The organism is Nostoc sp., assembly GCF_036916655.1.
Lineage (GTDB): Bacteria > Cyanobacteriota > Cyanobacteriia > Cyanobacteriales > Nostocaceae > Nostoc.
In genome coordinates, this window is the sequence record NZ_JBALFY010000019.1 from 55,321 (window position 1) to 75,873 (window position 20,553).

Consider the following 20,553-nt stretch of genomic DNA (forward strand, 5'->3'; position numbering starts at 1 on the left):
CGGCTTGAAGCTGGGGGATGAGTTAACGAGATTTTAAATCAGCGATCGCACCTTTGGTCATAGCAGCAATAGCTTGATCTGTGGCTTTTGGCAAATGATAATATTTACCGCCTGCTGTTTGCGATAATTCCTTAGCAAAGCCCGTAGACACAAATTTACTTTCCGTATCAATTACTAATAGCTGCATCCCCAAAGCCCGGATTCTCGCAGCAATTTCTAATAATTCTCCTTTGATATCTGGCTTTTCTCCTGGTTCTAGCTGTTCACCTAAAGAACGCGCTAAGGGAATATTACCCCGTCCATCGGTGATTGCGACAAGGACAACTTGCCCAATATCTCCACTCATCTGAGCATTTAAGCCGACGCGCACAGCTTGAGTTAAACCATGCGCTAAGGGCGAACCCCCACCACAGGGCAACCTTTCCAAACGGTTACGTGCCAAAGCAATAGAACGTGTTGGAGGCAATAATACCTCTGCCTGTTCTCCTCGGAAGGGAATTAATGCTATTTGGTCACGGTTTTGATAAGCTTCAGTCAACAGTTGCATCACCGCACCTTTAGCCGATTGCATTCGATTCAAGGCCATTGAGCCAGAAGCATCTACCACAAATACTACCAACGCCCCAGCTTTGCGTACCAGGCGTTTCGAGCGAATATCAGGCTGTTCGACAATAACTTTTCTATCTGGTTGTCTTTGTCTTCGTGCTTTTTGATAAGGAGCCGCAGCTCTCAAGGTGGCATCTACTGCAATGCGTCGCGCTTTCCCCTTGGGCAGCATTGGCTTAATGTAACGTCCCCTGTCATCGGAAAAGATGACACTACGACTACCTGATTTACCTTGCCGCTTCGCCATTTGAGTAAAGTAAAGCACATTGTCATCAAGAATTACCCCTTCTGGATCAAAAATGAATTCTTCCGGGATGCTGGGGGGTTCTTGCTCTTGATTTTCTTCTTGTTCTTCCTGTTCTTCTTGTTCCTCTTCCGATTCGTCCTGGGGTTCTTCTTGATTTTGTTGCGGCGGCGGTGGAGGCGGTGGTGGTGCTTGATCGGGTGGTGGTGTCTGCACAACTGTGGCGCGTGGTACAATTACCAGTTCCACTGCACGGCGCAAATCTTCAGCATTAACTGTTGTCCGTCCCTCCAAAGCCGCCGCCGCTTTGGCAACTCGCGTGGCGAATAACTCGGCGCGATGTCCCTGAACTCCGCCGCGAATGGACTCATCCACTAAGTAGGCAATTTGTTCGTGGGTGATGATGACTTCTTTCAACCATTCCCGCGCTAAGATGATTTGGGTTTTGAGGGAGTCTAAGTCTTCGTTGTACTGTTTGAGAAAATCTTGGGGAGATTTAGAATAAGCGATCGCAACTTCAACTGCTTCTACTCTTTGATCTAAACCGAGTACACCGTCAGCAGAGAGTGCGATCGCAATTCTATCTAATAAATGCTCCCGTAATCCGCCTTCTTCTGGGTTATAGGTTGCTATAAACAGGGATTTACACGGATGCTGAAAACTAATCCCTTCCCGTTCGATCTGGTTGCGTCCGTCAGATAATACTGTTAAAAGCTGATTTGATATTTGGTCATCTAATAAATTAATTTCATCTACGTACAGTACACCCCGGTTTGCTGTAGCGAGTAAACCGGGCTGAAAAATCGTATCACCTTGCTTTACCGACTTTTCCACATCTACTGAACCGAGGAGTCGGTCTTCTGTGATACCTAGAGGGATTTGCAAAAAAGGCGCGGGAATGATTTCGACGGGAACATCTTGAATGTCTTTATCTGCGTACTCCGCCAATAATTGATCGTCCCATTCTTCTGGGTGATTGGGGTCGCAATTGCTGATTGAACCTTTGACAACTTCAATAGGCGGTAGTAGAGCGTGGATAGCACGAGCCATTACAGATTTTGCCGTACCGCGACGACCTGCGATCGCTACTCCTCCCAAACCAGGATCAACTGCGGCTAACAGTAAGGCTAATTTAATTGCTTCTTGACCGACTACGGCTGTCAAGGGAAAAGCAGTGATGGTGGGATTGATAGTAGGCGCAGGCATTGTTTGCTTTTATAGCGAGTCTCGGCCTTTAGCATACCAATTTCTGACACATTTAGAATAAGTATTATGGCAATGAGAGAAAGGTAAAGTTATGAGTATTGCTCAGGCTAAACGCTTCACACTGGATGAATACCACAGGCTTGGAGAATTGGGCTTTTTCCATGAAGATGACCATATTGAATTAATCAACGGGGAAATTATTGAAATGGCATCCAAAGGTAAAGCTCATGAAACTTGTCTAAGGAATTTATGGAAACAACTCCCAAAGATTGTAGAAGATAGGGCAACTCTACAATCTCAAGCCCCAATTACTTTACCACCTAACAGCGAACCTGAACCAGATTTTGCGATTGTTCAAAACCGAGATGATAATTATCTCTTATCTCACCCTAAACCGACTGATGTGTTATTGGTGATGGAGGTTTCAGATTCTTCTTTAGCTTATGACCAAGATGTGAAAATACCTCTCTATGCTAAAGCGGGTATTACTGATTATTGGATATTCAATTTATTCGATAATTATTTGGAATGTTACAGTGAACCATATCAGGATAATCAAGGCAGATATGGTTATTCAAATAAGCGAATTTTCTTATCTACTCAGGTGATAAATCTTCCTTGTTTTCCTGATTTATCTCTTGATTTAGATAAGGTGTTTCCGCCAAAGCTGAGTTTTAAACTTTATTATAGGATTGAGTCATAAGACAAAGTAATAAGCTTTATGGCTATGTAGTTTCGATTGATTTGAGCAAATATTATATTAAGGATATTAAGAGGATTTTAGGTATTTTATATGCTGCGATCGCTCAAAGTAAACCGTAAATAATTTATTAACTAAAATATCTTTTAAAAAATACCATAGAGTATTTTTAAAGTTCATGGATATGGGTGAGCGCTTTTACGAAATCTTCATAAATAACTATATTGACATCCAGGAGCCGCTATGCCAATGTATATTTAAGACAGCAAAGTAACCGCACTCTAAAGCGCAAGTTTTGGTGGTTGTCTCAGCAGCAGAATTCCTAGTTTCCTGCCGAGCTTCGTGTCATCCCTTCGGCTGAATATTCAGCAAAATGTCAAGTCAACTGATTGATTAGACTTTCACCGGGAAGATGAGATGTTTGGATAAATGTTCAGGGGAGGGGATGACGCGAAACTTGGTAGTAAGCCAGGAGTTCTACGGCTGAGACTTGAACCAAAGAAAGCGTAGATAAAGAATTTTATATATGGAAAGATTAATTTTTGATTAATTCTCTCCACAGAAATTCGTTACCCGTAGATGCCTAATATTCCAATGCTGTTCCAAACAAGAAGCAAAATGGAACATCGATAAAATGAATCCCAAACAAAAACGTAATAAGAAGCAGCAACTCATTGATTTATATGGTTCTTACTGTTGATGGTGTCGTCAAAATACCCCACAAACAAATCTAACATTTGATCATCTTTTACCTAAGAGTCGTGGCGGTTCTAATTCTTTTGAAAACTTACGACTTTCTTGCTTTCCATGTAACAATTCTCGTGGGAACAGTCTATATCCGCCTCTCCAGAGAGAGAATAACTGTTTCTAGTTAGCATCCTAACTTGATTTAGCTTTTATCTTCTAAGGTGGGCATATTGTCCGCCTTTCCCATTCAATTAACTACTAACAATAGGAAAAAAATGCACAAACTTCTAATATTTCATAATGAAAAACTTCTGCGACAAGCACTTACCCACCGTTCTTACGTTCATGAAAACCCAGGAGAAGGCGAACATAATGAACGCCTAGAATTCCTCGGTGATGCTTTGCTGAATTTCTTAAGTGGCGAATATCTCTATGGTCGTCATGCAGAAATGGGGGAAGATGAATTAACCCGGCGGCGTTCAGCGCTAGTAGATGAAAAGCAATTGGCGAAATTTGCTGAGGAAGTGGGTTTAGACTTTAGGATGCGGCTAGGAAAAGGTGCAATTCGAGACGGAGGCTACCAAAATCCTAATTTGCTCAGTAGTACGTTTGAAGCAGTTCTTGGTGCTTACTATTTAGATAATGATTCTAATATTGAAACAGTTCGTGCAATTATAGAACCACTATTTGATTCTGTAGATCCTAAGCATATAATTGTATCTCGTTCTAATGTAGACTCAAAAAACCGCTTTCAAGAATGGGTGCAACGCAACGTTACCCCAAATCCCCCCAAATATTTTACAGAACAAATAGGAGGCCCTTCTCATGCACCAGAATTCATCGCCAAAGTATTGGTAGATGAAAAAATTTACGGAGAAGGTAAAGGACGCAATAAAAAAGATGCAGAAAAAGCTGCTGCTGAAGATGCGCTAGCTAAGTTAAAAAAACAAGGTTTGTTGTAGAGTTTATGGGTTCAGAAATTTTTAGATCACCTTAAAACTTTTTAGCACCTATGAGTCAAATTTGTTACATAAATATACGAAATAAGGCAGAGGGTGCGAGTTAGAAGATTGACATATTAACTACACAAGATTGACGTAAATATAATTAAACCTTTTGTGAAATCAGCAAGTCTAAATAATGTAGACTTCGTTGAATTTATCTCTATAAATATGATCAAGCAGAAAATTCGTTCGATTAGTGTGTTGACAGGACTAGCAGCAGTAGTTCTAGGTAGTAGTCTCTCGATTACTTCGGGAAGTGCGTATGCCGACTTGCCAGGAAGACATCCTTCTTACCTGCACGCACTCAGTGATTTACGCACTGCACGGTGGCTGCTGGAACATCGCCCAGGTGATGCTGCCGTCAGTAGACAAGAAGATGTTGCAATTAGGCAGATAGATGACGCTATTAACGACATTAAGAAAGCGTCTATTGATGATGGAAAAGACATTCATAATCACCCAAAACTCGATGTTCCCAATGATCATCCTGGACGGTTACACAAGGCAGAGGAAATATTGAAGAAAGTGCATTCTGATGTGGGGCGTGAGGAAGATGATCCGGCGGCACGTGGCTTGCAACATCGTTCCCTTTGGCATATCGATGCTGCACTCAAAGCGACTAAGCGTGCCCTTTACGATGTTGAACATCATAGATAGAGATAGGATTTGGGGTCAGCGAGAGCCAACTTAAAGTTTTAGCTAAAAAACCCCAAATTTCAGCCAAAAAAATGGGGATGGTATACGCCATCCCCATTTTATTTTTTGTTACTTTACTCATTTCCAGATGTTAGCTAGAAAAGAGTCAACTATTATATTTGTGGTACGTACTGTTGCTTATCAGGTACTTCAGCGTACTCAGCCACAATCTGGCGGAATTCTTCGCCGTCAATGGTTTCTTTTTCGATGAGCAAATCTACTAAGCGATCGGTGACAGTGCGATGGTCACGGATGATCTTCTTAGCATTGTCGTAGCAATGCTCAACAATTTCTCTGACTTGAGCATCAATGCGGGAAGCAATGGATTCGGAATACTCAGATCGGGTTGTCCAGTCACGACCCAAGAATACTTCTCCCTGCTGGCTTTCTAATGACAGTGGTCCTAAGTCGGACATCCCGAAACGAGTCACCATTTGCCGCGCCATTCCCGATAATTGCTGCAAGTCTCCACCAGCGCCAGTTGTGACTTCCGCAGCGCCAAAAATTACCTCTTCGGCGGCGCGGCCACCCAAAGCACCAGTAATTCTAGCCTTCAACTGAGAACGGGAAATTAACCCTTGTTCTTCGTTGGGAGTAAACCAAGTTAAACCCTGGGCTTGTCCCCGTGGAATCAGGGTAACTTTCTGCACTGGGTCATGGTCTTTTAACAAAGTCCCAACTAAAGCGTGTCCAATTTCGTGGTAAGCAATTAAGCGCTTGCTCTTGCTATCCACCAAAGGAGTGCCTTCCATCCCAGCGACTACCCGATCCACCGCATCATCAATTTCGCGGAGGGTGATGGCTTCTTTACGTCTTCTGGCGGTAAGAATTGCTGCTTCGTTGAGTAAGTTAGCTAAGTCAGCACCAGTGAATCCAGGAGTGCGGCGAGCGATCGCATCCAACGATACGCTAGTGTCTAATTTCTTATTCCGCGCATGGACTTGCAAGATTTCCAAACGCCCTTTGATATCGGGTGCATCAACTGTTACTTGGCGGTCAAAGCGACCGGGACGCAACAATGCTGAGTCTAGTACATCAGGACGGTTGGTAGCAGCAATAATAATGATGCCTGTGTTACCTTCAAACCCGTCCATTTCGGTGAGCAATTGGTTGAGGGTTTGCTCTCTCTCGTCGTTACCGCCACCGATACCAGCGCCCCGTTGTCTGCCCACAGCGTCGATTTCATCGATGAAGATGATACAGGGGGCGTTATCTTTGGCTTTCTTGAACAAATCGCGGACGCGGGATGCACCCACACCAACGAACATTTCCACAAATTCCGAACCGGAAATACTGAAGAAAGGTACACCTGCTTCACCAGCGATCGCTTTTGCTAGTAAAGTTTTACCAGTTCCAGGAGGCCCAACTAACAGCACTCCCTTGGGAATGCGTGCGCCTACTGCGGTAAATCTTTCTGGCTGCTTCAGGAAGGTGACGACTTCTTGTAGTTCTTCCTTAGCTTCTTCGATGCCGGCTACGTCGTCAAATTTGACTCCAGTTTTCGCTTCCATTTGGAAACGCGCTTTGGATTTGCCGAAGTTCATCGCTTGACCTGGGCCGCCGGGAAGGTTGCTAGAACGCCGGAACAAAAAGAACAGTCCGGTAATCAATAAAACTGGAAAGATGAGATTACCCAACAATCCCCAAATTGCGCCATCATTCCGCATGGGGTGAGCATCAAAACTAATGGCTTTTTCTTTGAGCTTGCTAATTAACTCAGGAGCGTTAATAGGCAAATCCACACGCCACCTTTGGACACGATTTTCGATGTCTGGATCGCGGGCTTCTATAATTGCTGTCCTACCGCCTTCGTACAGATCCACGCTGGTGACGCGATCGCCATCCAAGTATTCTAGAAAGCGACCATAGGTCATACGGGTATTGGCTGTATTTCTATTCATGTCAGCAGGAGCGCCTGCAAAGGCCCCTTGCCAAAAGAAAAAGCCAATTACCAGAGCCGGTAATGTCCAGAGTGCTACGACTTTCCAAGAGAATTTCATCTTAATTTGCCTCTAGATGCCTATACAAATCATTAGCTCTAGCAACAGAATCTTCATCACTCTGTCACCTTAAGCTGTTAAACGGATGTTTATAAATCCATTTTGTTTAATTTGATCTCTTATATGCAGTGTTATAAAGCAACTAGAGCATTATGACAGTACATATAAGAATCTTAATCAAAGTTAACTTAATTTTAATACAAAATCGCACGATAAAAGGAAGCGCAACGGGATGCAAAGACACGGATAATTTCTCCAGAATCTTCCTCGTGTCGGTTTAGGTCTTTCTCAATGATGATTCTGGGGGAGTGGGGAAGAAGCAAGGGAGCAGGGAGCAAGGGAGAAAAGTTTTCCCCTCTGCATCTTTTCAATCCCCAATCCCCCATGCCCAATTCCCTACTTAACTTCTGTAATTTTGAGAGTGTAAGGAAGATACTTGCCTTTTTCGTAGGAACCAACCCAAATTTGGTAACTTCCAGGTAGCCATTCACCAATAATGCCGGCATTTTTGCCATCAAAATCGTCATTGCACCAAGTACCACCAGGGCCCTTGATAATTATGGTGGTATCTTCAGGACTTTGAACTTGCAGCTTTAGGTAGTCAAATTTACTTGTTAGCACTAATGTGTGGTCTGGTGTTTCATCAACAAATCCAGTACAAGGGCCGGTGGCTGTTTCGGTTCTCCCACCTATTTGACTCCCAGATATTGAACCACCACTCATCCCGCGAACTGTCAAAGGGTCTGGGGAAAACTGAGGGCCAATTGTGACATCTCCAAATATTGCTGGCGCTTCTTGAGCATCAGTCACAGCATTAACTGTCGAGGTGATGAAGAGCGTAACTATCATGAACGATAATCTCATCCCTCTATTGAGCGCTTTTGTCGGCATTGTAATTACGTTCGCTTCTAAGTGTTTTTGAAGACATGAATTTTACACACCAAGTTCCCAACATGAGGAGAATTGACTAACTATTTTAGATGTGAAATTGAGAATAATTCATTAGTAATTAGTCAATGATTTCTTGTTCTCATAGTTGCTCTACCTTATGGATCAAGACGGTTCAGATAAGCTTTTTTCTCCCCCCTGCATCCCCTGCTCCCCCTGCCTGCCTCAACTGATAAATTTCTTAACCCAAGCGTATTACCTTATGGATAGGGGCCCACAAATGTGCGCCCCTAAAGTCTAAAATATTTCTAAAATTCAAAAGTAATCGCTAATTCACTTCTGTGATTGCCCGACTCAAGCGCGGCTTATCTAAACCAATTTGATTTAGTAGTAACCAAGATTGGATTAAGTCAGGGCCATGAACATCTCCAGTTAAGGCTGCTCGGAGCGATCGCATTACTAAGCCTTTTTTGACTTTTTGTTCTTTCACTACTTGTTTAATAATCTCCTGGGCAGCGGCTTCTGACAATTGCGGCTGATTTTCTAAAGCTGTGACAATCGCTTCCAGAACAGCCGCCGAGCCTTCTTGCTTCAGTTGCGTACTACCTTCCTCGCTAAATTCAACTGTATCGCTAAAAAACAATTGACTTTGAGGTACTGCATCTACCAGGCGAGTTAAACTCTGACTAATTAAAGTTACTAGCTGTTCTAACCAGGGGCGTTCTCTTCCACCATCAAATTTATACCCAGCCGCTTGCCAATAGGGGATGAGTAAATCTGTGAGTTTATCTACTGGCGTCTTGTGGATATACTGACTGTTTAACCAATCCAGCTTGTCCCAGTCAAACTTTGCACCTGCTTTATTGACACGCTCAAAGCCAAATTCTTTGGCTGCTATTTCTAAGGTAAATATTTCTTGCGTCGAGTCTGGTGGCGACCAACCCAGCAATGTCATGTAATTTACCAAGCCTTCAGCAGTAAAGCCCATTTTCTGAAAGTCAGAAATAGAAGTGACACCATCTCGTTTAGAAAGCTTGCGTCCTTCCATGTTCAAAATTAACGGTGTATGAGAAAACTCTGGGATTTTTGCCCCCAAGGCTTCATACAGTAAAATTTGCTTGGCGGTGTTGGCGATGTGGTCTTCTCCCCGAATGACGTGGGTGATTTGCATATCGATGTCATCCACGACAACCACAAAGTTGTATAAAGGTTGACCGCTAGACTCTTCTGAGGCGCGGGCGATGACCATATCACCACCTAAATCGCTACCTCGCCAAGACATCTTTCCCCTTACTAGGTCATTCCAGACAATTTCCCGCCCATCTTCGATTTTGAAGCGAATTACAGAAGAACGACCTTCGGCTTCAAAGGCGGCGCGTTGTTCTGGGGTGAGGTTGCGGTGACGGTTGTCATAGCGAGGGGCTTCACCTCTAGCTTTTTGTGCTTCTCGGAGTGCCTCTAGTTCTTCGGAAGTGGTATAGCAGCGATAAGCTAATCCTTGCTCTAGCAGTTTTTCTACTGCTTCTTTATAAAGATCCAGGCGTTGGGATTGAAAAAATGGCCCTTCATCCCAGTTCAGCCCTAGCCAGCGCAGTCCTTCAAGAATATTGTCGGTGTATTCAGGACGCGATCGCTCTAAATCTGTATCTTCTATTCGCAGGATAAATTTCCCACCGTGGTGGCGGGCAAATAACCAGTTAAATACAGCCGTTCTAGCTGTACCAATATGTAAATTTCCGGTTGGACTCGGCGCAATACGCACTCTAACAGTCACAGTTAATTCTCTCTTTCGCAAAGCATGATAAATGTAGCTTATAATCAAATCCTGAATTCTGAGGCAATGCCTTTGGGGAATTCAAAATCCAAAATCACCGAAATTAAATTCAGTGATTCACTACTCATAAATTTAGAACGGGACTGACGGGGCTCGAACCCGCAACTTCCGCCGTGACAGGGCGGTGCTCTAACCAATTGAACTACAGTCCCTTGTTTGGCAACTTTGCTATTATCACTATTTTTTTTCTACTTGTCAAGCGTTTTGGAGTTGGGAATTAGAAATTATTTTTGTCCTATCCCTCCAAGGTGCGAATTTTTCGTTAAAACCTTGATAATGCAACCTGTGGCTCTGATTCCAAATGCTGCAATATCCTGGATTGTATTTGTTTATACTGCTGCTTTAATAGCTGTCTGCTCAACTGGGCTTGAGAAGTGGGTGGTAGAGTATGACTTTGTTGCACCCAGGTTTTCAACAATTGCCGCTGAGTTGGCTCAATGCGACTGCTGAGAACCTGGGTACAGGAATGCGGTTCTTCCAGAGTAAAGAAAATCAAAGGATAGTGTTCATTTTCAGTCAAGAGACTTACCATTTTAAGATTTTGGGGGTTTTGCATATCTAAGTAGCATGGTAGCCACTTAGGAGCCAATTGGCGATTGTAGAGTACTGTCACCCACAACAGCATTGGGTGAGGGGATGTGATAAAGATAAATCGGCTGTAACGGGTAGAAGCCGCATAATTTTTGATTTCTTGTTGAGACAACATCAACCATAGTGCTGTCATCGATCCTTGTGCGGTGTCTAGAAGTTGAGGAAAAACAATTTCTTGAATTGGTTTATTTGGAGGCCATAAAAGTTGCCGACAGCTTTGTTCTATTGCAATTGGTAATACAGAATTCAAAGGACGGCTCAAGATGGAATTAGAGGCGATATTTGTAGGTACGCTGGGACAATTTAATGATTCTAGACTGTTTAATACTTGCAAAATTTGAGCGATATTTTGAGGGCGATCGCTTGCTTTTTTAGCCAGACAAGCCATGATTAAATTATTCAGCTTTTGAGGTATTTTCAGAGTGGGTTTAACCTCTGCGATCGTTTTTGGCTGTTCAAAGTGATGTGCCTTATACCAAGCGCCAAAGTAATCAGTTTCAGTTTCCCAAGGTTTTTTACCTGTGAGCATCTCAAACATCATCACACCCAGACTATAAATATCAGAGCGGCTATCTAATTTTTCTCCATCTAATTGTTCTGGAGAACAGTAGGGTAAAGTGCCATTAAATCCCCTACTTGTACTGGCTGTTGATGCATAATTTAAAAATCTAGCAATCCCAAAATCGAGAATTTTAACTAACTGACCCAATATTGGATCGGGAATAACTAATATATTAGCAGGCTTGATATCTCTGTGAACTAATGGACAAATTTTGCCATCAATGTTAATACCTTGATGAGCGCATTGTAAGCCCAAACAAATCTGGCGAGAGAGAGTCAAAAATATATGTAGAGGTAGCGTAATTAAATCTTTTAAACTCTTGCCAGATAGGTATTCCATCACATAATATGGTTTTCCTTTCTCATTCACACCATAATCATAGGCTCGTACTATATGTATACTTTTTTGACTCAAAGCTGCACTCATTAAAGCTTCACGAGCAAAGTCTTGTTGCATCTTGCTATCGACAACAGTTTTAGTCAAAAACTTGACAGCAACCGGTATGCCTCCTAGCAAAATATCATTGGCTAAAAAAACTTCACCCATACCACCACTACCAATTAATTGCTTAAGTTGATAACGATTGGCAAGCAAGCCCGTAGTACTTGGAGATGTAAATGGGCTTTGATTCACTTTATTCACCTCTGCTATTGAGTCTATTTAAAGTTAGTAATACACACATAAGAATATGATTAGACAATTGTAGCAAGCATAGCAAGAATTGTAATCGCAAATTTTCAAGGACGTGATAAAAGTTTTAAAAAAATCTCCAAAAATTTAACCATCCAATTTTTTAAACCTTCTTTCTCAGCTTTTTGATGTGCAGCTAACTTGCGTAAGATGTCTAACTTTAACTTTTCATATTCTGTTTTCAAAATATTTTTAGCTTGATTAGGTGAAATTAATTCATTGGACTGTTGACTCATATTTAACCAATCTACAAGTTGCTGCCGCTGGTTAGCCGTAAGGTTTAAAGTCGTTACATGAGAGCAACGAGTTGGATCTTCTAGAGGAAAAAATAGTAAATGATAGTAACCTACTTCTGCTAAACTACGTGCTATATTCTGACCTTTATTATCTTTCAAATCCAGAAAATAAGGTAGCCATTTAGTCATAGAAGGTTGGGCATCATATAGTACTGTTACCCACAATAGCATCGGGTATACATTCATTTGACTAATAAATTCAGTACCATGTATGTTATTCAAAAACTTTGTAATATCTTCTTTGGGTAACATTGCCCAAAAAGTTGGTATTGGTCTTTGAAGAGTATGTAGTAAATGCGGAAACCCAATTGGCGCAATTGGTTTATTTTTCGGCCAATTTTTCTGCAAACACTCTTTTTCTGATAGTAAAGTTGCAGGTACTAATTGAACCGGAAATGAGACTTTAATAATGTCAGTACTATTGCTAGGAATAGCATTATTAAGCTGAAGATTAACTTTTTCTAAACCTTCTAATATTTGACTGATATTTTGAGGGCGATCGCTTACTTCTTTTGCCAAACAACTCATCAATATCTTTTCTAATATTTCCGGTATTTTGACTTGCGGATTTACTTCTGTAACTGTCGGTGGCATTTGAAAGCGATGGGCTTGATACCAAGTACCAAAGGAGTTACTTTTTGTTTGAAATGGATGTTTCCCTGTCAGCATCTCAAACATTAATACTCCCAAACTATAAATATCAGAGCGCACATCTAGCAGTTTGCGCCCTTCCATGTGTTCTGGAGAACAATAAGGTAAACTGCCAATAAAAGAATCTGTGAGAGTCATCCCACTTCGCTCTGTGAGAAATTTGGCAATACCAAAATCTAGTATTTTAACAATTTCTCCTTGTTTACTATCTTCAGCAAGAAATATATTTTCTGGTTTAATATCCCTGTGGACAATAGGATAAATTTCTCCTTTCAAGCTGATGCCTTGGTGGGCACATTGTAAACCTAAACAAATCTGATTACAAATCTCTAAAAACTTCGAGATTGTTAAGGGCTGAATTTTCAGAATTTGTTTGAGATTTTTTCCTTGAAGATATTCCATTACATAAAATGGAGTTTTATCTTCAGTAACGCCATAACTTAAGATGCGAACGATATGTTTACTTTTGCGACCCAATTGAGCGCCAATAAAAATCTCTCTGGCAAAGCGTTGAGACATTTGTTGGTTTGACAAACTGAGTGATAAGATTTTGATTGCGATCGGCATACCACCTTTAGCAGTATCTTCCGCGAGATAAACTCTACCCATCCCCCCTTTGCCAATCAAATCTCTGATTAGATAACGATTGTTTAAAAATTGTCCAATATAATCATCTAATTCTGCTTTTTGCCCTACCATACTCTCAATTTTATTTTCTGGCATAAAAATCATTTATGAAAAATGTTATTGGCAAAATACTTTAATTAAGTCTAGCTAATTATTAAGTTTAAATCTAAAAAATATCCGATTTTTGAGAAAATTAACTATATGCTGTAAATATGCTTAGGCTCTCTGCAAAATCTCCTAAACATTGTGTAACATATTTATTAAGGATTACGGTTGAGAAATTACACGTAAACTACAAGCAAGGTAGATAAAGTTGTCTAGTAGATTCCGTGGATACACAGAAATAATCATAAAAAAGAAATAACAGTATTATATCTGTGTGGTTAAAGGTTAAGATTCGGGGATAAACGGCGCAATAATCTCATGAGAGGATTTTCAATTTTAATTTTAAAGGCTAGTATTTGGGTGCGTTGCAGGGAGTTAAAATTGTTATCACTGATGAGAATTAATGATTGCTGACCATCGGGTAATTTAGGGCCAAGAGTTAAGCCTTCAATGTTGTCTAGTAGTACATCTAGGGTTCTCAAATCTAACAGCAGTTTTTTCTGAACTGGTTTAATATTTTTGGAATCAACTGCTAAAAGGCTATCAATGTGATGAATATCATCGGCTCCTTCTAAAGAAACTTGAAACAGGGAAATAGCAAATCCTAAACCAGTAAAAGACCTTTCTAGACTTAGGAAGTGTCCTTGATTATCAAGAGCCAGTAAATCGGGTAATCCACTCGCGAATTTGCCAATCAGATTCAAAAATGGTGCAACTGCTTCAGTTTGGTAAAGAAATTCTTTTTCTGGCTGGTTGTTGAGCAAGTTGTATTGCAAAATGCGAGAAGGACTACCAATATTAGGTTTAGCTGCGACACCATCTTGAATTAGAGCATTTTCGGTAGCTGTGAATAGATACTTTTTATCAGGTGTGATGGTAAGGCTTTCAAAAGCCAAATTGTTACGGATACCTTTTTGACCATTCTTATCTGGCAAAAATTTGTTTGGGATGGGGAGTGTTACAATTTCTTTGCCAGAAGATAGTGAAAACTCTTTAATAAAAGGATTAATTAATCTTATAGCATCACCTTCAGAAGAAATAAATACAGTTTCTTTATTAGTTAAGGCAATACCTTCTGTATCAGTTTCACCAGGGCGAAATGTTTGACCATTTTCATTTAGTAATGCGGTAATGCTGACTGGGGTAATTCCACCTTTTTGTAGAACCCCTTTGCTCAAGTCTATTTTTAATGTGTAGAAACGAGCGGGAGCTTTTTGTCCACGGTCATCGGAAATAGCATAATAGAGGTTGTTTTTAGGATTATATGTAATTCCAGATAAACCTCCAACTTCCGTTTTTTGAAAGATTAAACCTTTCCGTAAGGTAGCTTCCCCAATAAATTCTATGCTACTGATTTCAACAGCATTTGACGCTAAGTTTATGAATATGAGGCTAAGAATTATAATTGGGAGCAAAAAGTAAATAATTCGTGGCAATACAAAGATTTTTTTAATTAGCTGCATAGATTTTTTTGTTAAATAAATATGTGTTATAAAGCAATATGGTTCAGTTAAAGGTTGTCGGTGTAGTCTTTTAAGACGCGATAAATCGCGTCTCTACATGATGGTTTGTATTGACGTTATAAATGCCTAGTTGTGCGTCCTTATAAATAATACCAATGAAAAAACAATGTTAAATGACAGATATAGGAATATGATTTGATTTCTGAAAAAATCTAAGTAGTATGTAGGGTGTGTTAGGCTACGCCATAACACACCCAAAACTTAAAGGTGGTGCGTTAGCCTTTGGCGTAACGCACCCTACGTATATTTCAATAATCAAATATGAGTCCTATAGAAGCCTGGAAACCCGATCAAATCAGGCTTTAATTAATTGTTAATTTGAAAAGCTTTAGAAAATAGGAAATTACTTAGGCTAGTCGCAAACCATATTCATCTTGGAAAAAATTGACAAGCCAATCTTTCACTTGATGAGTAGCACGACAGTCATCTTCATTGTAGCGTTGGATAATTTCTAGTAAGGTGCGATCGCCTGTTTCTAACCATTGATCGTACCAGTAAATACACTTGGCACCACTGGCTTCTTTATCACGCCACTCAAATCCTATCCAACGAGCGATCGCTTTCAAGGCATAGCTTTCTATTGGCAATGCTACACTTTGGGTTAATTGCTCATACACATCCACAAATCGATTCAGTACAGGACGCACTAAGGAGTGTGGAGTGCCGTAAAGTTTTGCCAACCGTTTAACTGTATCAAATTCGTAGACACAAAAATGATAAATTGGCGCTTCGGGATATTGCCAAACCAAATCCAAAAATTGCTGCCAAACTACTTCTTCGTCTTCTGGTTTGTCTGCTAAAAAGGAATAAAACTGTTCTGTATTAGCTTGTCTATTAACGACCAAAACCCCTAAGAGATAATCTAAATCTAAGTCTGGCTGGGCTTCAATATCAAAATAAAGCTCTATGGGTGCTGTAAATGTAATATCTTCTGTTGGTAGCGGGTAGGGTAAAATTAACGGTCGTTTTTCTAGTGCAGATTGAGCTTGCACTACTAACTTGGGTGCTACTTCGCTATCAAAACCAAGTAGATTTTCTAAGGCGCTGGGACTGGTGTTAGCGAGAGATTCCAGTGTGGTAATGGCTAAGGCTTGGAGTTGAGTGTAGCGAATGGGTGTTATGCCTGGTACTAGTGAGAGATGTTTTTCAGATTGAGCGATCGCATAACATTCACTATACCAATGGCAAAAATTGCACTTTTGGCGAGAAATAAACACCTCTGGCGGATTCGGTAACTCTAAAACTTGAATAAACTCCTCTAGAATCTGCTGCATCCGTGGCATCCATTTAAATAGATCCACTGCATAATTTGTATTTTTACTTCGCAATATGAGTGAAGCTGTTCCCGGTGGAACTCCCTGCACTGTTGTCAACACTTGGGCATGAAATGCCGCGACAACCTGATATTCTTGCTTAGGGCGCTTACCCAGTTCAATACTCGCTGGGACGTAGATCCAATCTCCAAAATTTGATTGTCCCGGTTGTTTCACGAGTAAATCTGGACGACTTAGCAAGGTGTCTGCTTCAGAATAAGTTGCTGACAGCACTCCTTTATAGATGTACTCAACCCCACGCTGCATCAATTCTAAAGTTGCCTTCTCTGCCCTTTCCCAGTTTCCATAAGAATAATCTGGTTGGTGATAAGTCACCTTTGTCAAAATACTCAACTGATGAGCGATTTTGTCTTGTTGCAGTTTCCTTAGCAACTCATTGGGGGCATCGCGCTGACTTTTGTCACCGCGGATATCTAAAAAAGGTCGGCGTTTACAGCGTTGGTATTGCAGTAGGAGTTCAGCATTAATTAGCATCCTTTTAAGTTAACAAGATTTAGCACACTCTGGGAGTACCTCAGACAATTAATAATGGAGTGGGAGATGAGGGAGATGAGAAACTAATGCTAATCCAAAATCTAAAATCTAAAATCCAAAATTGATATGACTAGTACTTCTGTTGCACAAACCAGGTTGCATAGCCATCGAGAGCAATTTCCGGCTTTAGCGAATAAGACTTATTTCAATTATGGGGGACAAGGGCCGATGCCCCAAAGGGCAATGGATACTATGGCCCAAACTCAAGCTTATGTTCAGCAAATAGGCCCCTTCGGCAATGAGGCATATAGCTGGATAGCGCCCCAGATTCAAGCTGCTAGAGTTGCGATCGCTTCTGAGTTTCATGCACCATCTGAAACAATTACTCTCACCCAAAATGTCACTGTTGGCTGTAATATCGCCATGTGGGGTATTGAATGGCGGGCTGGCGACCATCTGTTACTCTCTGACTGCGAACATCCAGGCGTAATTGCCACATCCCAAGAAATCGCACGTAGATTCGCAGTGGAAGTTACCACCTGTCCCCTAAAGGCGACTTTAAATGAGGGCGACCCCATAAAAGTCATTGCCCAGCACTTGCGCCCCAATACCCGTCTTGTAATATTAAGTCATGTTTTTTGGAATACTGGTCAAGTTTTACCACTGGACAAAATTGCCGAAGTATGCAGAAATAATCATTCTGCACTATTAATAGATGCTGCCCAATCTGCTGGTTTATTGCCTTTAAACTTGACAGAATTGGGAGTAGATTTTTATGCTTTCACTGGTCATAAATGGTTATGTGGCCCTGCGGGTGCTGGTGGCTTGTATGTCCGCCCAGAAGCACGAGAAAGCCTGAAACCTACGTTTATTGGCTTGAGTGGCATTGTTGTGGATAGTCAATCTCAGCCTGTGGATTGGCAGCCAGATGGGCGACGATACGAGGTTTCTACATTATCTTATCCGTTGTATCTTGGATTAAAGGAAGCGATCGCAATTCATCAGCAATGGGGAACCTCACAAGAACGTTACGAGCAAATCTGCCACAATAGTGAGTACCTATGGCGACAATTGACGGCGTTACCCGATATTAAATGTTTGCGAACTTCCCCACCCGAAAGCGGTATAGTCTCCTTTCAACTTGCAAATAATCAGCCTCAAGCTAATCTCAAATTAGTGCAATTTTTAGACTCACAAAACATATTAATTCGCACAATTGCCGATCCTAGCTGTATACGCGCCAGTGTTCATTACTTTACTTTAGGATCGGAAATTGACCTATTGGTTGAGGCGATTCAAAAATTTTGCAAAACTAGTTAAAAATTAGGAGTTATAAATTATCAATCTGGGAATTACAATCTTAATTCCCTAACTTCTAATACCGATTAAATTTGAGGTTGCTCCCGAACATAGAAGCTTAAGCAGCTTGTCTCACATAACTAAAATTTCCAGAGCTTCAAACCTTACAATCAACAAAATATTATATAAGCAAAAATATGGGAATTTGGGGGCTTTATCAATGGTTTTCCGAATATGGAGAACATTTAATTTTTTCTAAAAACATAGAAAGATTTAAAGCTCTTTTACCTAATGATAAAGTATTTCACTGCATTAACGAAGACAACAATTTTTTAACACTACAGTATAATGAATATGATTAATAGTATTTCCCAAGAGCAAGAAAAATTAATACTAGAATATCGTCAAAAATGGTTTAAAATTGGTTTGCAAATAGAACAGACTGATTACCATAAAATCAAAAAAGAGATAAACACAATCCATGCTCTACTTGGATTTAAAGAGCCGGAAGTCGTATTAGTTAATAGTCCTTATCAAGCTTTAAAAACATTAATGGAATTAGATGGAGCGAGCAAGATAATAGGTCAACCTTTAGAAAAATTATTTGACAGAAAAATAAGTCTTTTAAAATCAGAAATCAAGAATCAACTGAATGAAGAATTATGGTTCTCATTAAAAATCAACTTCTTAAGCGAACTTACAGATTTATTTTTAGATAGATTAGAAATACCTTTTTGGAATTTATTAGAAGAAAAACTAGAGGTAGAACTTGGTAATAAATGGGATAAATTAAGTAGTTTATTATGGATTGAAAAACAACTTCAACCTCAGAATGAGTGGGAGCCATCTGTGGAATTTTATTGTAATATATTTTCTTCATGGGCAAGCATTGGGGAAGCTTGTATATATGATTTTTGTATATCAGTTTTAAAATGTGAGCATAATCCTGAAAAATGGAAAACTTTTCAAAATCTAATAAGTTATTGTGGTTGGATTTTACCATACGAGAATATATGTATTATATATATCTTCTCGCCCTAGCATAATAAGATTAGATGAACAGAATAATCTTCATGGAGAACACCTTCCTGCTATTCAGTTTGCTGATGGCTTTAGCATATATGCAAATTACGGAAAAATATTAGGCTTGGAACAAACCCTTAAATAAAAATTTTGCTTTTAAAGTTATAGTGTTTCCTAATCAGATGGTGTATTTTACTCAACCGATAACTGCTATATATTAAACTGCTACCTCTTAACATAAAAATGGAACGCCCAATCTTATACATAGCCATAACTAACCACGGCTTTGGTCATGCTACCCGCACGGCTTCTGTAGCTGCAACAATTCAAAAATTATGTCCAGAGGTTCTGCTAATTCTGGCGAGTACTGCCCCACGCTGGTTACTAGAGTGCTATATAGAAGGTGATTTTATTTATCGTCCCCGTGCATTTGATTTGGGTGTGGTGCAAACGGATAGTTTGACAATGGATAAAGTAGCGACTTTAGAAAAATTGCTCGATATTAAGAAGCATCAAAATTCGCTGATTGCCTCAGAAGTGAATTTTATCCGTCAAAATCGCGTTAATCTTATCTTGGCAGATATTCCCTTCCTCGCTCCTGGGTTTGCCAAAGCTGCAAATATTCCCTGCTGGATGATGAGTAACTTCGGCTGGGACTTGATCTACCGAGATTGGGGAGGGGAATTTACCGCAGTTGCAGATTGGATTAGTGATTGGTATTCAAAGTGCGATCGCCTGTTTCGTCTCCCTTTCCATGAACCAATGACAGCTTTTAACAATATCACAGATGTCGGCTTAACAGGCGGTTCCCCCCGTTACCCTGTTGATGATTTACGTTCTCTTTGGGGGATAACTGCACCAGTCGAAAAAACTATTTTATTGACCTTTGGCGGTTTGGGTTTACAGCAAATCCCTTATGATAACTTACAGCGATTTCCAGATTGGCAATTTATCGTATTCGATCAATCTGCCCCTGATTTACCTAATTTAGTGAAAATTGATGACCGCAAATACCGCCCTGTAGATTTTATGCCTCTTTGTACACGAGTTGTCTCTAAACCTGGGTACAGTACTTTTTCTGAAGCGACAATACTAGGATTACCAATTGTCACCATACCGCGCGAAGATTTTGCCGAAGCGACTTTTATCGTAGAAGGTATAACTAATTACAACCAGCATCAAATCATCACCCCATCTGATTTTTTTCAAGGGACTTGGAATTTTCTGCATGAGTTACCCCAAGCCCCAAAGCAATCTCAACCAATTGCTAAGGATGGTAATGAAGCGATCGCTAAAGCTGTTATCAATTATTTACAGACAAAATAAAGTTATTCAAAGCAACATCAATGTAATCATGGAATCTCTAACCATAGATAAATAAATCTACGTCTCAAGAATACAATTTACAGATGTTAGCTGACTTCAGAAAGATTTATAATAATTGTACTCAATCTAATGATCAACCAAGGGCAAACCAACAACCAAATTAAGTAGATTGAACTGTTAACTAGCT

The 20,553-nt window shown here is 40.4% G+C and carries 15 protein-coding genes, 1 tRNA gene and 1 pseudogene; 8 read left to right on the plus strand and 9 right to left on the minus strand.

The features are described from left to right. Positions 1-22: 22 nt before the first annotated feature. Positions 23-2,056, minus strand: coding sequence for a magnesium chelatase ATPase subunit D (gene bchD / locus V7L31_RS04495; RefSeq protein WP_334695134.1), 2,034 nt, complete (start codon positions 2,054-2,056; stop codon positions 23-25). Positions 2,057-2,147: 91 nt separating this feature from the next. On the opposite strand from bchD, the gene V7L31_RS04500 reads away from it, so the two are divergent. The 4 genes and pseudogenes from V7L31_RS04500 (at position 2,148) to V7L31_RS04510 (ending at position 5,104) form a co-directional block, all read left to right on the plus strand. Next, a complete protein-coding gene (locus tag V7L31_RS04500) occupies positions 2,148-2,759 on the plus strand; it encodes a Uma2 family endonuclease (RefSeq protein WP_334695135.1) in 612 nt (203 codons plus the stop codon). Positions 2,760-3,471: 712 nt separating this feature from the next. After that, positions 3,472-3,627: pseudogene (locus V7L31_RS32530) on the plus strand (HNH endonuclease); the annotation flags it as partial. A 91-nt stretch (positions 3,628-3,718) separates the two neighbouring features. After that, entirely contained in the window at positions 3,719-4,405 is a 687-nt protein-coding gene (rnc, locus tag V7L31_RS04505; RefSeq protein ID WP_334695136.1) for a ribonuclease III, read from the plus strand. A 210-nt stretch (positions 4,406-4,615) separates the two neighbouring features. Further along, entirely contained in the window at positions 4,616-5,104 is a 489-nt protein-coding gene (locus tag V7L31_RS04510; RefSeq protein ID WP_334695137.1) for a hypothetical protein, read from the plus strand. A gap of 152 nt (positions 5,105-5,256) precedes the next feature. Here the strand turns inward: V7L31_RS04510 and ftsH2 are convergent, their stop codons facing one another. The 8 genes from ftsH2 to V7L31_RS04550 form a co-directional block, all read right to left on the minus strand. Then, complete coding sequence (gene ftsH2 / locus V7L31_RS04515; RefSeq protein ID WP_334695138.1) at positions 5,257-7,143, minus strand: ATP-dependent zinc metalloprotease FtsH2; 1,887 nt, start codon at positions 7,141-7,143, stop codon at positions 5,257-5,259. 396 nt (positions 7,144-7,539) lie between these two features. Further along, a complete protein-coding gene (locus tag V7L31_RS04520) occupies positions 7,540-8,034 on the minus strand; it encodes a hypothetical protein (protein WP_334695139.1) in 495 nt (164 codons plus the stop codon). A gap of 325 nt (positions 8,035-8,359) precedes the next feature. Then, complete coding sequence (gene gltX, locus V7L31_RS04525; RefSeq protein WP_334695140.1) at positions 8,360-9,805, minus strand: glutamate--tRNA ligase; 1,446 nt, start codon at positions 9,803-9,805, stop codon at positions 8,360-8,362. Between the two features lie 138 nt (positions 9,806-9,943). Beyond that, positions 9,944-10,017 (minus strand) — tRNA-Asp (locus V7L31_RS04530). Positions 10,018-10,127: 110 nt separating this feature from the next. Next, entirely contained in the window at positions 10,128-11,651 is a 1,524-nt protein-coding gene (locus tag V7L31_RS04535) for a serine/threonine protein kinase (RefSeq protein ID WP_334695141.1), read from the minus strand. Between the two features lie 104 nt (positions 11,652-11,755). Further along, positions 11,756-13,378, minus strand: a complete 1,623-nt coding sequence (locus V7L31_RS04540) for a serine/threonine protein kinase (RefSeq protein WP_334695142.1) — start codon at positions 13,376-13,378, stop codon at positions 11,756-11,758. Between the two features lie 287 nt (positions 13,379-13,665). Continuing rightward, complete coding sequence (locus tag V7L31_RS04545; protein ID WP_334695143.1) at positions 13,666-14,850, minus strand: esterase-like activity of phytase family protein; 1,185 nt, start codon at positions 14,848-14,850, stop codon at positions 13,666-13,668. A gap of 407 nt (positions 14,851-15,257) precedes the next feature. After that, the gene (locus V7L31_RS04550) at positions 15,258-16,718 is read right to left on the minus strand and encodes a TM0106 family RecB-like putative nuclease (RefSeq protein WP_334695144.1); all 1,461 of its coding nucleotides are present in this window, start codon (positions 16,716-16,718) and stop codon (positions 15,258-15,260) included. A gap of 126 nt (positions 16,719-16,844) precedes the next feature. Between V7L31_RS04550 and V7L31_RS04555 the strand changes: the two genes are divergently transcribed. The 4 genes from V7L31_RS04555 (at position 16,845) to V7L31_RS04565 (ending at position 20,366) form a co-directional block, all read left to right on the plus strand. After that, positions 16,845-18,038: an aminotransferase class V-fold PLP-dependent enzyme gene (locus tag V7L31_RS04555; RefSeq protein ID WP_334695145.1), complete on the plus strand. Its 1,194-nt coding sequence runs from the start codon at positions 16,845-16,847 to the stop codon at positions 18,036-18,038. A gap of 176 nt (positions 18,039-18,214) precedes the next feature. Then, the gene (locus V7L31_RS32535; protein WP_442944352.1) at positions 18,215-18,379 is read left to right on the plus strand and encodes a DUF6960 family protein; all 165 of its coding nucleotides are present in this window, start codon (positions 18,215-18,217) and stop codon (positions 18,377-18,379) included. Continuing rightward, entirely contained in the window at positions 18,372-19,058 is a 687-nt protein-coding gene (locus tag V7L31_RS04560; protein WP_334695146.1) for a hypothetical protein, read from the plus strand. The genes V7L31_RS32535 and V7L31_RS04560 overlap by 8 nt, the downstream gene beginning before the upstream one ends. A gap of 225 nt (positions 19,059-19,283) precedes the next feature. Further along, complete coding sequence (locus V7L31_RS04565; protein ID WP_334695147.1) at positions 19,284-20,366, plus strand: glycosyl transferase; 1,083 nt, start codon at positions 19,284-19,286, stop codon at positions 20,364-20,366. Positions 20,367-20,553: the final 187 nt, after the last annotated feature.

Bases quoted from the DNA above. Each gene is read 5' to 3' on its own strand.
- bchD (WP_334695134.1), bottom strand. From the start codon at position 2,056: ATGCCTGCGCCTACTATCAATCCCACCATCACTGCTTTTCCCTTGACA.
- V7L31_RS04500 (WP_334695135.1), top strand. From the start codon at position 2,148: ATGAGTATTGCTCAGGCTAAACGCTTCACACTGGATGAATACCACAGG.
- rnc (WP_334695136.1), top strand. From the start codon at position 3,719: ATGCACAAACTTCTAATATTTCATAATGAAAAACTTCTGCGACAAGCA.
- V7L31_RS04510 (WP_334695137.1), top strand. From the start codon at position 4,616: ATGATCAAGCAGAAAATTCGTTCGATTAGTGTGTTGACAGGACTAGCA.
- ftsH2 (WP_334695138.1), bottom strand. From the start codon at position 7,143: ATGAAATTCTCTTGGAAAGTCGTAGCACTCTGGACATTACCGGCTCTG.
- V7L31_RS04520 (WP_334695139.1), bottom strand. From the start codon at position 8,034: ATGCCGACAAAAGCGCTCAATAGAGGGATGAGATTATCGTTCATGATA.
- V7L31_RS04540 (WP_334695142.1), bottom strand. From the start codon at position 13,378: ATGCCAGAAAATAAAATTGAGAGTATGGTAGGGCAAAAAGCAGAATTA.
- V7L31_RS04545 (WP_334695143.1), bottom strand. From the start codon at position 14,850: ATGCAGCTAATTAAAAAAATCTTTGTATTGCCACGAATTATTTACTTT.
- V7L31_RS04550 (WP_334695144.1), bottom strand. From the start codon at position 16,718: ATGCTAATTAATGCTGAACTCCTACTGCAATACCAACGCTGTAAACGC.
- V7L31_RS04555 (WP_334695145.1), top strand. From the start codon at position 16,845: ATGACTAGTACTTCTGTTGCACAAACCAGGTTGCATAGCCATCGAGAG.
- V7L31_RS32535 (WP_442944352.1), top strand. From the start codon at position 18,215: ATGGGAATTTGGGGGCTTTATCAATGGTTTTCCGAATATGGAGAACAT.
- V7L31_RS04560 (WP_334695146.1), top strand. From the start codon at position 18,372: ATGATTAATAGTATTTCCCAAGAGCAAGAAAAATTAATACTAGAATAT.
- V7L31_RS04565 (WP_334695147.1), top strand. From the start codon at position 19,284: ATGGAACGCCCAATCTTATACATAGCCATAACTAACCACGGCTTTGGT.